Genomic DNA, 12,019 nt, shown 5'->3' on the forward strand with positions numbered 1-12,019 from the left:
CCTCAGAATGTGACGGGCTCGTCGGTGGCGAAACGACATCCCACAACTGCGTTGAGCGAAGAGGACATGGTCGAAGGGCTCGGGTAGGATGTCGCGGCCGCTGCCTCGGACGCTCCATTCGTTCATCGCCGCAGTTTTTAGACCTGGCCGTGGTTTCTCTATTCAAAGTTTGTCTGCCCCCATCAATCGGGATGCTGTGTAAGATTCCCCCGAATGCCGGACGGATCGCGGCTCTAAGGGCCGCACCCCGGTGATCTTTGTTCCATGGGGAAAACAATGGATCTGCAGAAGATCAAGACGCTTCTCGATTTTGTCGGGCGTTCGCGCGTCTCTGAGTTGGCAGTCAGCGATGCGGAGACGACCGTCGTCATCCGTAAGCCGGTTCGTGATGCTGCAGCCAACCAAGAAATTGCGACCGCAGTACAGGCACTATCGACGGACGAGCCGGCTAGGTTGGATGACCGGGCACAAACACAGCTTGTCCGCGCTTCGATGTCAGGCATCATACATCGGTCAAACAGTCCCGGATCTGCTCCAATCGTGGCGGAAGGCGATGCGGTAGAAGTGGGGCAGGCTCTCTGCATCGTGGAGGCGATGAAGGTCTTCACGACCATATCGGCTCCGTTCGGCGGTATCGTCACGCGCATCTTCTTTGAGGACGGCCAGGAGGTTGCCTTCGGTGACCCGCTCGTGGAGATTGGCTGATGGACGCGTCTTGCCAGGCCGCCCGGGAAACCGGCCACTCATTCCAGTCCGTCCTCATCGCCAATCGCGGAGAAATCGCCGCCCGGATCGAACGGGCCTGCAAGGAACTCGGCCTTCGCGCGATCCTTGTTGCATCCGAGGCGGATAGGGCCGGAGCGGCAGCGCCCACCGAAGGTGGTCCACTCTCGATCGGGCCGCCGTCACCGGCCAGGAGTTACCTCAACCAGGCGGCCATATTGCTTGCCGCGCGTGTGACCGGCGCGGAGGCGATCCATCCGGGTTACGGTTTTCTCTCGGAGAATGCTGATTTCGCCGAAGCCGTCGAAAAGGCCGGGCTGGTTTTCGTCGGCCCCCTGGCCTCGGCGATCCGTATCATGGGCGACAAGATCGCGGCGAAGCGCGCAATGATGGCTGCCGGCGTCCCTTGTGTGCCAGGACCGGGCGAACCTCTCCCTGATAATGTCGAGGCCGTGCGCGTTCTTGCCGAGGCCATTGGCTACCCGGTTATCGTCAAGGCGGCCGGTGGCGGCGGCGGGCGGGGCATGCGCGTCGTGCGCGATGGCGCCGACATAGCCGACGCGGTCGCGATTACGCGTGAGGAGGCGCGCCGCGCCTTCGGCAAGCCTGAGCTCTACATGGAAAAGTTTCTGGAGCACCCGCGCCATGTCGAGTTCCAGGTACTCTGCGACCATCACGGCAATGCGGTCTGGGTCGGTCATCGCGATTGCTCCGTTCAGCGACGGCATCAGAAGGTCGTCGAGGAGGCTCCGGCACCCGGTATCGCGCCGGAGCTCGCAGAGAGGATCGGCGCGCGCTGCGCCGAGGCCTGCCGGCAGATCGGCTACCGCGGCGTTGGTACCTTCGAGTTCCTGTACGAGCACGGGGAGTTCTACTTCATCGAAATGAACACCCGGCTGCAGGTCGAACATCCCGTGACGGAGGCGACAGCCGGCGTCGACCTGGTCCACGAACAGTTGCGTGCTGCCCAGGGCGACGTGCTCGACATGGGCCGCTTTCACGGCGAGGCGAGGGGACACGCCTTCGAATGCCGCATCAACGCGGAGGACCCGACCACTTTCATGGCTGCCCCGGGCCGCATATCAGCGGTTCGTTTTCCGAGCGGACCGGGCATTCGCGTCGATACCCATGTCTCGGCCGGATACCGGGTTTCCCCATACTATGATTCTCTGATCGCCAAGCTGATCGTCCATGCGCCGACCCGCGACGAGGCGATCCGGCGCATGCAGGTCGCCCTTGCGGAAACCAGGATCGAGGGCATCTCCACCAACCTTCTGCTGCACGAAAGAATCTTCGCCGATCCGGATTTCATGCAGGGCTGCGTCGATATTCATCATCTTGAAAAACGTTTGAGGGAGGAAGCCTGTGTCAAGGCGTGACCGATCGTCAGGCAGATCCGGGATCGGTGACTTCTCCGATCCGGCGCTAATCTCCACTCTCACCACCTGGCTTGGCGCTTCCGGCGCGAGCGAGTTGGAGATCAGCACGAAGGACGGGCACGCCTTGAAGATTGTGCTGGCCCCCGACGCAAGCCCGGTGAGGCATCGTGACGAGGCTCAGGACGCCGCCTCTTCGGTCCTTGAAGGTCGGGCCGTCAAGGCGCCGCTTGCCGGAGTGTTTCGCGACCGGCATCCCGGCGGCTTCGGACCTGGACCGCTTGCCGGCGAGGACCGTACGCTTGAGGCGGGCGATATCGCCGGTTTTGTAGAGGTCGGGCCGATCCTCATTCCGGTAATCGCGCCGGCAACCGCTCTCGTGGCAGGAGTTCATGCCCGTGCCGGAGAGCTGATTGGCTACGGCGATCCCGTTTTGACGATGGAACACGCCCAATGAGTGTCCTGCAACAGACGCCATTTCCGACGCCGACTTCAATCGTCCCGAATACCGAGGGGTTGGCGAAGATTTCCTTCATCGGTGCGCGTGCCTTTCTGCTCGAGGCACCCGGCGCCTTCGACCTGCCAAACCAGAGGCGTATCTGGGCGCTCTCCCGCGCGCTCGAGGCGCACGAAGACGTCGCCGAGATCGTTCCGGGTATGACGAACCTGCTGATGATCTTGAAGGAGACCCCAGACGATCCGGAAGCGGTCGTCCAACAACTGCAGGACGAATGGCAGCGCGCGCAGGGCATCGATCTTGCCGGTCGGCAAATTGATGTCTCCGTCATCTATGGCGGCGAACATGCCACCGACCTTCCGGCGCTCTGTGACCTCAGCGGCCTTAGTGATCGGGAAGTCGTGCGCATTCACCACGAAGGCATCTATCGCGTCTTCGCCCTCGGCAGTGCGCCGGGCTTCGGGTATCTGCACGGGCTTGATCCACGCATACACATGCCGCGAAAGACCGTGCCCTCGCTCAAGATGGCGCGGGGCTGCGTAACGATCGGCGGCATGCAGACCGGTGTGGCTGTGCTGACCGGCCCGAATGGATGGAATTCGATCGGCTTTGCCGAACTTCAGATGTTCGATCCCTTGGCCGCAACGCCCGCTCTGATGGCGCCTGGCGATGTCGTGCGCTTCCGCCCCGAAAGGATCGAGCTGTGATCGAGATCGTCGAAACAGGTCCGCTGAACACCGTCCAGGATTTGGGGCGGCCGGGTTATCGCAACATCGGAGTCACGGCCTCAGGAGCGATGGACTCGCTGGCTATGGAGGTCGGAAACATTCTCCTCGGCAATCCGCAGGGTGCCGCCGTCATCGAGGTACAGACTTTTCCTTTCCGGCTACGTTTTGTGAAAGGCGGCGCATTCGCCGTTACCGGTGCTGATTGCGGGGCGAAGCTCGACGGCGTCGCCCTGCCACCCTGGTGGGCTATGCAAGCTGTGACCGGTCAGGTGCTGGAGCTCTTTCCACCGCTTCGCGATGCACGAGCCTATGTGAGCCTGACTGGCGGGGTCGATGTGGCCCAGGTGATGGGATCGCGCAGCACGTCGTTGCGCGGAAACTTCGGTGGGCTGTCCGGCCGAACGCTTGCCGTCGGCGACGACATCGCGACCGGTCCAGCCGAACCCGCAGTCCTGCCGAAGGGCGGCTTCGGCGTTGTGCCGCCAACGGTTGCTTTGAAAGATGTGTTTCCTGTCGACGAAGGTGGGGCGCTTCTCATTCGCGCACTGCCGGCCGGCGAACATGATCTCTTCGGGTCCGACGCGGACCGGTTCTGGCGCCAACCGTGGAAGATCTCGGCGCGCAGCGACCGCACGGGGTATCGCCTCAGCGGAGATCCGATCCATCCGGTGGAGGTGGTGGAGATGCGTTCGCACGGCGTCGTGCCCGGTGTCATCCAGGTGCCACCTGCAGGCGAACCGATCGTCCAGATGAGCGATGCCAACACGGCCGGAGGTTATCCGAAGATCGCCGGCGTCATCGAGGCGGATCTCTGGCGGATGGGACAGGCCCGCATTGGTTCGACGCTGCGTTTCTTGCCGGCGACGCACGCCGAGGCTCGGGCCATCGAGAAGGCGCTCGCCGCCTATGTCGAAGACATCAGAAATACCGCGCGTCTCGTCAGCAAGGCGCTCGCCGCTATGGCTTAGGAGGACATTGATGAAGGTGGATCTCAATTCCGACATGGGCGAGGGCTTCGGACCCTATTCGCTCTGCGATGACGAAGCGATGATGGATGTCGTGACTTCCACCAACGTCGCCTGTGGTTTTCATGCCGGCGACCCGGAGACGATGGCCCGGATGGTGCGACTCGCACGGGCAAGGGGAGTTGACGTCGGTGCGCATCCGGGCTTGCCTGACCGTCAGGGTTTTGGCCGCCGCGAATTGCCCTTCGGCCCTGATGAACTGCGCCAGCAGATGCTCTACCAACTGGGCGCGCTGATTGCGATCGCCCGCGTGGAAGATGTTCGGGTCTCCCATGTCAGTTTTCACGCGGCAATGGGCAACATGGTCAATCGTGATCCCGACCTGGCGGCTGCGATGATGGCGGCGATCCGTGTCGTCGATCCCGAACTGATCGTCTTCGGTACGTCCGGCAGCATCATTGAACGCGCGGCGCTCGATGCTGGGCTGAAGACGCTGACCCTCTTCCTTGCGGACCGCGCCTATGATGCCGAAGGAAAGCTCGTGCCGCGCGGAAAACCCGGTGCCCTCGTCAAGGACGAGGTCTCGGTCCGCTCAAGGGTGCGGCAGTTTTTGATAGATGGGACCGTAACCGCCATCGACGGGACCGTGATCCCCATGCGGGCTCGTTCCATCCTCGTGCATAGCGATACGCCGGGCTCACTCGAGCTTGCCCGTGTCGTCCGCAGCGAAATCGAGACAGCTGGCGGCGAGGTGACGCCCGTCTCCAAGCTCCTCACTTGACCTCCGCACACCGCAAAGCCTTCTCCGCCCCTATCGAAAGCAACGATCATGCCCGCTATTGCCGACCGCCTGAAGAATGTTTCCGTTTCCGCTTCCGCCACAATGACCCAGCGTGCCCGCGATCTTGCCGCAAACGGCGTCAAGGTTATCAGCCTCTCCTCTGGCGAGCCGGATTTTCCGACGCCCGTCAACGCCGTCGAGGCGGCACATGCCGCGGCACTTGCCGGCGACACGAAGTACCCGCCGCTCGATGGGACGCTGGCACTCAGGCAGGCCGTTGCCCGGAAGTTCAAACGGGACAACAACCTCGACTACGATCCCTCCGAGATCGTCGTGGCCGGCGGCGGGAAGCAGATCATCTTCAACGCTGTCCTTGCCACCTGCAATCCCGGTGACGAGGTCGTCATCCCTTCGCCCTCGTGGATCAGCTATGCGGATATCGTCAAATTCGCCGGCGCGGTACCGGTTCCCGTTAATTGCCCGCAACAGAACGGATTCAAGCTCAGGGCCGAAGACCTCGAAGGCGCGATCACGCCGCGCACCAAGTGGCTGTTTCTGAATTTCCCAAACAACCCGACGGGTGCTGCCTGCTCGCGGGCCGAGATGAAGGCGATTGCCGATGTGATGCTCAGGCACCCCAATGTCTGGATCATGACCGACGACATGTACGAGCACCTGATCTACGACGACTTCGAATTCTGCACGATTGCCGAAGTCGAACCACTCCTTAAGGATCGCGTGCTGACGGTCAACGGCGCATCGAAGGCCTATGCGATGACTGGTTGGCGTCTTGGTTTCTGCGGTGGCCCGAAGGACCTGATCAAGGCGATCAGCAACGTCAACGGCCAGAACAGCGGCGGCACGTCGACGATCACCCAAGCCGCTGTTGCCGCCGTGCTTGACGGGCCGCAGGACATCCTCAAGGAACGGGCGACGATCTACAGGAAGCGGCGCGACTTCGTGGTTGAGCGGCTCAGTACAATCGAAGGCATCCGCTGCCATAAGCCGGAAGGCGCATTCTACGTTTTCCCAAATATTGCTGAACTCATCGGCCAGACCAGCAAGAAAGGCCGCAGGATCGAGAACGATACGGATTTTGTGTTGGCGCTGCTCGACGAACATCACGTGACGACCGTGCAGGGCGCGGCCTACGGCATGAGCCCGTTCTTCCGCATCTCCTACGCGACCAGCATGGAGCAACTCGATGAGGCCTGCGGTCGCATCGCCGAATTCTGCGCCGGTCTTCGGTGAGCACTCAGTCTTTGAGACGGGCGGTGAGTTCCATGAGGATCGACCTCACCGCCAGTGCTGGCTCTGATAGTTCGCTCTGATCGGAAACGCAGAGCGATAGGGTCTCCTCAATCTTCGGCGCCACCATGCGTGAAACCAGAGGCTCGGAGGATTCTGCAACGATCCGTTCCGCGATCGCGCGTGGCATGATGGTCGCGCCGACGCCACTTGAGACGGCGCGCCCGAGTGTGCGGACGATTTCGACCTCGGCCACGACATTGAGCGACAGGCGGGCGCGCGTGAAAGCAAGGTCGATCGCCCGGCGCACGAAATTGTATGGTGGCGGAAGGAGCAGCGGAATGTCGTTGAGCGCACTCAACGGTAGCGGCGCGTCACCCGGTTCGATGCCGAAATCGCGATGTGCCACGAGGTGAAACTCTTCGACGAAGACGGGTTCGAATCGTACGCCCTTGATTGGTCCCGTACCATGGATCAGCGCCATTTCCAGCCGGCCGTTCATAATCATCTGGCTGTAGGTCTGGCCGACGCTTTCGGTCAGATGCAGCAGGATGCCTGGGTGCCGCTTGCGCGTCTCTGTCAACAGGTCGACGGAGAGCGTGGCGGCACTCGAGAAGGGTACGAGACCGACCGAGACGCGCCCGACAAGCGTGGCGCCGGCTGCCTTCACGTCTGCCTGGGCCTGGTCCATTTGCCGCAGGACGATCTGGGCGTGACGATAGACGGCCTTGCCGGCCTCCGTCATCGAGACCCCCTGCTGGCTGCGGATCAGAAGCTTCTGGCCGAAATGGTCCTCCAGCGCGGCAAGTTGCTGGCTGAGGGCCGGCTGCGCGATGTGAAGAACGTCGGCCGCACGTGTGATGCTCCCGGTGTCGACGATGACGATGAAGGATTTAAGACGCCTGGTATCCATATGCCCTGCCTGCCTGTTCGGCGCAAATGTTACAGTCCGGTGGGTTCGCCGCAAGTCATAAGCCTTCGTTATCCATCCAGATTCAAACGGTCTTATTCAGACCTGAAAACCTTCGCTACTCTCTCTTTCAACAACAGGGGAACCAAAATGTCCTTTTCCGATTACAGAACCGTACTCGTGACCGGTGCATCCTCCGGGATCGGTGCTGCGGTCGTCGAGCGGCTGCGCCGCGAGGGCCTCGAAGTGCATGCGGTTGCCCGTAGTGCCGATGCGTTGAAGGCACTTGCCGAGCGCACGGGCTGCATTTCCCACGCGATCGACGTAACGGACCGCGCCGCTCTGGCAAAGCTTGCCGGCGAAGTCGAATTCGACATTCTGGTGAACAATGCTGGCGTCGACCGGCCCAAGAAATTTCTCGAGGCGGAGGATGGCGACATCGATCTTCTCGTCGACGTCAACCTGCGTGCCGTCCTCCATCTCTGCCGGCTGATCGTGCCTGGCATGGCGGCGCGCGACCGCGGCCATGTCATCAACATCTCCTCGATTGCCGGCAACTACAATTTCGGTGGTAACTCTACCTATCACGCGACCAAGGCCGGCGTCAGCATGCTCTCCAACCAGCTGCGCATCGATACCTTCGGTAAACGCGTGCGCGTAACCGAGATCTGCCCGGGCCGGGTCGCGACCGACATCTTCAATCATGTTCACGGCACCGATCCTTCCATCCGTGAGCGCTTCATCGACGGTTTTGAACTGCCGCAGGCGAGCGACATCGCCGATGCGATTGCCTTTGCGATCGCCGCACCCGTCGCGGTCAACGTCGGGCACATGGAAATCACGCCGACTCTTCAGGTCATGGGCGGTCTGCAAACGGCCAAGCCACAGACGAAGGAACCTCGGTCGTGAAGGGCTTTGAACTCGCCGCGATCCTCGGGAACCCGGAATACGTGGCCATGCTGCTGCATGGCATCGAGATGACCTTCATCATCGCCGTGTGCTCGTGGACTCTGGCGATGACGCTCGCGATCATCCTGCTCGCGATCCGGTTTTCTCCCGGCCGCACCGGTAATGCGGCGGTCGCAGCTTACGTTTCCTACCACCGGAATGTACCGACGCTCGTGCAGCTCATGCTCTGGTATTTCGGCATCTATTCGATCCTGCCCTCTGGGCTGGCCGACTGGCTTTCGGCGCATTCGGCGGAAATGATCTTTGCCGTCGTCGGGCTCGGGCTCTGCCAGGCGGCCTACTTCAGTGAGGATCTGCGCTCCGGCCTGCGCTCGGTCAATCCTGGCCAGATGGAGGCGGCGCGTGCCTTGGGCCACGGCTATCTCTCAGCGATGCGTTTCGTGCTGATCCCGCAGGGGGTCCGCAACGCGCTGCCGGCGCTCGTCAATCACAGCGTCTCGCTGTTCAAGAACAGCAGCCTTGCCATCGTGATCGGTGCACCGGAGCTCAGCCACGCGGTCAAGGAAATCGAAAACCTCAGTTTCAGGACCTTCGAAATCTACCTGATCGGTACGATTCTCTACCTCTTCTTCTCCCTGATCATAATGGCCGTTGGTGCCTACCTCACATGGCGTGCTGATCCGGCGCATGGAGCGAGACGATGATCCATGACCTGATCACCATCGTCGATGAATACTGGCTGCTGCTTCTGATCGGGCAGTACCCGAACGGTCCGCTCGGTGGCCTCGCCAACACGCTGATCCTTTCGGCGCTCAGCATCGCGATTGCCTTCCCGTTTGCCATCCTTCTCGCTTTCGGCAGGCTTTCCAAGTACTGGATCCTGCGTTGGCCGGTGACCGTGCTCGTCTACGTAACCCGCGGCGTGCCGCTGCTCATGCTCGTGCTCTGGAGTTATTTCCTCGTGCCGCTTCTGACGGGCGCCGATGTGCCGAGCTTCCTCACCATGCTGACGACCCTGGTCGTCTATCAGGGCGCGTTTCTGAGCGAAATCATCCGCGCAGGCATCGTCGCTTTGGGGCAGGGCCAGATGGATGCGGCTCGCGCGCTCGGTCACAGCTATTTCAGCGCGATGCGCTACGTGATCCTGCCGCAGGCGCTTTACAACATGATCCCGAGCATGCTGTCGACCTTCGTCGCAACCATCAAGGACACGACGCTCGGCTACGTTATCAACGTGCCGGACCTCACCTTCGCTGCCAGTCAGGTCAACAACCAGCTCCTCACGCAGCCCTTCCAGGTCTTCCTCATCCTGGCGCTGACCTACTACGTGATCTGCTGGTCGCTCACCTGGCTCACCGGTGTCGTCGAACGGCGCATTACACGCCGGCGTGCTGGCCTTGTTGCCCCGAAACGCCGTGGGCAGTTGCCGATTTCCCTGACACCGAACGCCACGGAGCAGCCATGACCGCGTCAACCTCCACCTTCGCAAAGGATCAGGCGATCCGGCTCGCCGATGTCCGCAAGAGCTACGGCGATTATGACGTCTTGAAAGGGATCGACGCGACGGTGGGACGGGGCGAAGTGGTCGTCATTTGCGGCCCTTCCGGATCGGGCAAGTCAACGTTGATCCGCACGGTGAACCGACTTGAGGAGATCAACAGTGGTTCGATCTTCTTCGAAGGGCAGGACGTTCATGCGCCGATGAGCGGGCGAGACCTTAACCGCCTGCGCAGCCGCATCGGCTTCGTCTTCCAGAGCTTCAATCTCTTCCCGCACCTTTCCGCGGTCGACAATGTCGCGATGTCCCCGATCCGGGTGAAAGGTGTGGCGCCGGCGGAGGCTCGCGAGAAGGCGCTGAAGCTGCTCGAGCGCGTCGGCCTTAGTGAAAAGGCCAACGCCTATCCGGGCCAATTGTCCGGCGGGCAGCAGCAGCGCGTGGCGATCGCGCGCGCGCTCGCCATGGAGCCGCCCGTCATGTTGTTCGACGAGCCGACCAGTGCACTCGACCCGGAAATGGTTGGCGAAGTGCTGAATGTCATGAAGTCTCTCGCCGCCGAAGGCATGACCATGATGTGCGTCACCCACGAAATGGGCTTCGCCCGTGATGTCGCGGACCGCATCTGGTTCATCGATGCAGGCCAGATCATCGAGACCGCGACGCCTGAGGAGTTCTTCAAGAACCCCAGGCATCCGCGTGCGCAGCGCTTCCTCGCGGACCTGCGCCACTAAAACGAGAAAAGCCAACAAACGAAGGAGAACAGCAATGAAGTGCAGTCATCTTATTCTCGGAATGAGCGTTGCGGCGGCGGCGCTCGCAGGTCCGGCAAAGGCTGATCAGCTCGAAGACATCATCGCGAATAAGACTTTGCGTTGCGCGACCTTCGCGGACGTGCCGCCCTTCGCTGCGCCGGACGCAAAGACGCGCGAAATGGTCGGGTTCGACGTCGATCTTTGCGGCGCGATTGCCCGCGAACTCGGCGTGAAAGCCGAGATCAAGCCGGTTTCGGTCGAAGCCCGCGTGCCGGAGGTAAAGCTTGGGCGCGTTGACATCACCGTCGCCAACCTCGCTTACACGCAGAGCCGTGCCGAACAGATCCAGTTCAGCGACCCCTATTATCTGGCCAAGGAAATGTTGATCGTGCCGGCGGATGATGCTGGCAAGGCAAAGGCTGACTATGTTGGCCAGCGACTGGCCTCCACCAAGGGTTCGACCTCGGAAATGTCAATCAAGCTCAACAAGTCTGAGCCGCTCACCTTCCAGGATACCGCATCAGCCTACCTCGCCGTGCAGCAGGGCAAGGCGCGCGGCATGGTCGCTAACACGATGACGACCACGAAACTGGTCAACGAATCGAAGACCCGCGGCAAGGAAATGCGCATGATCCCTGAGCCCATGCTGTTCCAGCCGATCGGCGTCGGCATGGCAAAGGATCAGCCGGCATTGACAGCCAAGATCAACGAAGTGCTGCACAAGCTCGATGATAGCGGTGAGATCAACCAGATCTGGGATAAATGGCTTGGCCCGAATACCGAATACAAAATGGCGCGCACCGACAAGGTTGCACCGCTCTCCGACCTGAAATTCGACCCGATCCCCTGATGGGGCCGGGTCTCGCGTAAGCGACCCCCGTTTTTCGAATGTTTTGAACAACGCAAACGGCGGGCGTCGCGCCCGCCGCGACCACCCGTGGGAAAAATCATGACGCATATCAAGAAAATGCCCATTCGTCCGAGTGCCGCCGAAGTGGAAGCGGTCGCCAAGTTTTCGCCGGCAACGATCCATGAGGCGCAGGGACGCCGGGGGGCATTGTCCTCCCGCATCAAACCTGTCGACTACCGCATGAAGCTTTGCGGCCCGGCCTTCACGGTCCGTTGCGCGCCCCGCGACAACATCATGCTGCAGCTTGCAATCAACTACGCTCAGCCGGGCGACATCATCGTCGTTTCGGCCGGTGAATACGAAGAGGCTGGATCGTTCGGCGACGTACTTGCCAATGCCTGCCTTGCGAAGGGCATTGGCGGCCTCGTGACGGACAGCGGCGTGCGCGACACGCTGCAATTGCGCGAGCTCGGATTTCCGGTGTTCTCGCTCAGCGTCTGCATAAAGGGCACGGTCAAGGAAACCCTGACCGCCACCAACGACCCGATCATCATCGGCGGAGAGCTTGTCCATCCCGGCGACATCATTGTCGGCGACGCTGATGGCCTGGTCGTGGTGAGGCGGGAGGAGGCTTTCGAGGTCGCGAGTTTGTCGCAGGCGCGCGAAGATGCCGAAGCCGAGTACATTGCCGCATACAAGGCAGGAAAATCGGTCATCGAAGTCAGCAAGCTCGAGCCGGTGCTGAAGGCAAAAGGGCTCGTAGTCGAAGGCTGACCAAGGTCCGGGCGCATCTCGCGCGAGGCGTCCGGCGGTTAAGGAGAA

At 61.6% G+C, this 12,019-nt stretch carries 14 protein-coding genes; 13 read left to right on the top strand and 1 reads right to left on the bottom strand.

What is annotated here, in order from left to right; genetic code table 11:
- The first annotated feature begins 276 nt into the window (after positions 1-276).
- Genes AC1Z3V_RS06785 through AC1Z3V_RS06815 form a run of 7 tightly spaced genes read left to right on the top strand, consistent with a single transcriptional unit; the run spans position 277 to position 6,281 of the window.
- A complete protein-coding gene (locus tag AC1Z3V_RS06785; RefSeq protein ID WP_483497977.1) occupies positions 277-705 on the top strand; it encodes an acetyl-CoA carboxylase biotin carboxyl carrier protein in 429 nt (142 codons plus the stop codon).
- Positions 705-2,102: an acetyl-CoA carboxylase biotin carboxylase subunit gene (locus tag AC1Z3V_RS06790; protein WP_483497978.1), complete on the top strand. Its 1,398-nt coding sequence runs from the start codon at positions 705-707 to the stop codon at positions 2,100-2,102. The genes AC1Z3V_RS06785 and AC1Z3V_RS06790 overlap by 1 nt, the downstream gene beginning before the upstream one ends.
- Positions 2,089-2,556 (top strand): acetyl-CoA carboxylase biotin carboxyl carrier protein, encoded by a 468-nt coding sequence (locus AC1Z3V_RS06795; protein ID WP_483497979.1) that lies wholly within the window; start codon positions 2,089-2,091, stop codon positions 2,554-2,556. Before AC1Z3V_RS06790 ends, AC1Z3V_RS06795 begins: the two co-directional genes overlap by 14 nt.
- A complete protein-coding gene (pxpB, locus tag AC1Z3V_RS06800) occupies positions 2,553-3,263 on the top strand; it encodes a 5-oxoprolinase subunit PxpB (protein ID WP_483497980.1) in 711 nt (236 codons plus the stop codon). Before AC1Z3V_RS06795 ends, pxpB begins: the two co-directional genes overlap by 4 nt.
- Positions 3,260-4,252 carry a 5-oxoprolinase subunit C family protein gene (locus tag AC1Z3V_RS06805; RefSeq protein WP_483497981.1) on the top strand — a complete coding sequence of 331 codons (993 nt, stop codon included), beginning with the start codon at positions 3,260-3,262 and terminating at the stop codon, positions 4,250-4,252. Before pxpB ends, AC1Z3V_RS06805 begins: the two co-directional genes overlap by 4 nt.
- Positions 4,253-4,262: 10 nt before the next feature.
- The gene (locus AC1Z3V_RS06810) at positions 4,263-5,030 is read left to right on the top strand and encodes a LamB/YcsF family protein (RefSeq protein WP_483497982.1); all 768 of its coding nucleotides are present in this window, start codon (positions 4,263-4,265) and stop codon (positions 5,028-5,030) included.
- A 48-nt stretch (positions 5,031-5,078) separates the two neighbouring features.
- Positions 5,079-6,281: a pyridoxal phosphate-dependent aminotransferase gene (locus AC1Z3V_RS06815; RefSeq protein WP_483497983.1), complete on the top strand. Its 1,203-nt coding sequence runs from the start codon at positions 5,079-5,081 to the stop codon at positions 6,279-6,281.
- Positions 6,282-6,285: 4 nt separating this feature from the next.
- Here AC1Z3V_RS06815 and nac read toward each other — a convergent pair whose 3' ends face one another.
- Positions 6,286-7,191: a nitrogen assimilation transcriptional regulator NAC gene (gene nac, locus AC1Z3V_RS06820; protein ID WP_429817244.1), complete on the bottom strand. Its 906-nt coding sequence runs from the start codon at positions 7,189-7,191 to the stop codon at positions 6,286-6,288.
- Between the two features lie 147 nt (positions 7,192-7,338).
- On the opposite strand from nac, the gene AC1Z3V_RS06825 reads away from it, so the two are divergent.
- From AC1Z3V_RS06825 to AC1Z3V_RS06850, 6 genes are all read left to right on the top strand, one after another.
- Complete coding sequence (locus AC1Z3V_RS06825; protein ID WP_483497984.1) at positions 7,339-8,097, top strand: SDR family oxidoreductase; 759 nt, start codon at positions 7,339-7,341, stop codon at positions 8,095-8,097.
- The gene (locus tag AC1Z3V_RS06830; RefSeq protein WP_483497985.1) at positions 8,094-8,801 is read left to right on the top strand and encodes an amino acid ABC transporter permease; all 708 of its coding nucleotides are present in this window, start codon (positions 8,094-8,096) and stop codon (positions 8,799-8,801) included. The genes AC1Z3V_RS06825 and AC1Z3V_RS06830 overlap by 4 nt, the downstream gene beginning before the upstream one ends.
- A complete protein-coding gene (locus AC1Z3V_RS06835) occupies positions 8,798-9,562 on the top strand; it encodes an amino acid ABC transporter permease (protein ID WP_483497986.1) in 765 nt (254 codons plus the stop codon). Before AC1Z3V_RS06830 ends, AC1Z3V_RS06835 begins: the two co-directional genes overlap by 4 nt.
- Positions 9,559-10,326: an amino acid ABC transporter ATP-binding protein gene (locus AC1Z3V_RS06840; protein ID WP_483497987.1), complete on the top strand. Its 768-nt coding sequence runs from the start codon at positions 9,559-9,561 to the stop codon at positions 10,324-10,326. Before AC1Z3V_RS06835 ends, AC1Z3V_RS06840 begins: the two co-directional genes overlap by 4 nt.
- Before the next feature lie 34 nt (positions 10,327-10,360).
- Positions 10,361-11,197: an ABC transporter substrate-binding protein gene (locus AC1Z3V_RS06845; RefSeq protein ID WP_483497988.1), complete on the top strand. Its 837-nt coding sequence runs from the start codon at positions 10,361-10,363 to the stop codon at positions 11,195-11,197.
- A gap of 99 nt (positions 11,198-11,296) precedes the next feature.
- Positions 11,297-11,971 carry a 4-carboxy-4-hydroxy-2-oxoadipate aldolase/oxaloacetate decarboxylase gene (locus tag AC1Z3V_RS06850; protein WP_483497989.1) on the top strand — a complete coding sequence of 225 codons (675 nt, stop codon included), beginning with the start codon at positions 11,297-11,299 and terminating at the stop codon, positions 11,969-11,971.
- Positions 11,972-12,019 lie beyond the last annotated feature (48 nt).

This window comes from Ensifer sp. 38_S197 (assembly GCF_056924495.1).